This window comes from Ammonifex thiophilus (assembly GCF_003368535.1).
Lineage (GTDB): Bacteria > Bacillota > Desulfotomaculia > Desulfotomaculales > Ammonificaceae > Ammonifex > Ammonifex thiophilus.
The window spans coordinates 1-440 of record NZ_QSLN01000062.1 but is presented as its reverse complement, the minus strand read 5'-3'; the positions used below and the strand labels follow the sequence as shown (position 1 = coordinate 440).

Here is a 440-nt window from a genome sequence, read left to right as displayed (position 1 = left end):
AAGTAGTATATCCCACCTTCTTGCCTGCCAGAGCCAGCAAATGGGCCAGACAGCGCACCACCGTGGTTTTGCCATTAGTACCGGTAACCGCAAAGAGGGGAAGCTTTTGCGAGGGCTGAAGATCTAACCGTGTTATAATCCAATCTGCTATCTCCTTACCTCTCTTTCCGTTCAGATGCATCCGCAATCCGGGAGCAGCATTGATTTCCAGTATACCCTGCTGTTGATCAGCAGGCATGGGGGAATGCAAATCTTCAGCCAGAAAATCCACCCCACAGACATTCAGTCCACTGAGGCGAGCTGCCAGTTCCAGCTGTTTTTTTAATTCAGGGCCAACTTCTTCCGTAACGTCAACAGCTTCTCCGCCACCGGATAGATTGGCCTGAAAGCGCAAGTTCACTTCAGCCCCGGCCGGCAATACCTGCTCCAGAGTATATCCC

The 440-nt window shown here is 51.6% G+C and carries 1 pseudogene; it reads right to left on the bottom strand.

The window, feature by feature from the left end:
* Window positions 1-440 (bottom strand): annotated as a pseudogene (locus DXX99_RS11610) (Mur ligase family protein); the annotation flags it as partial.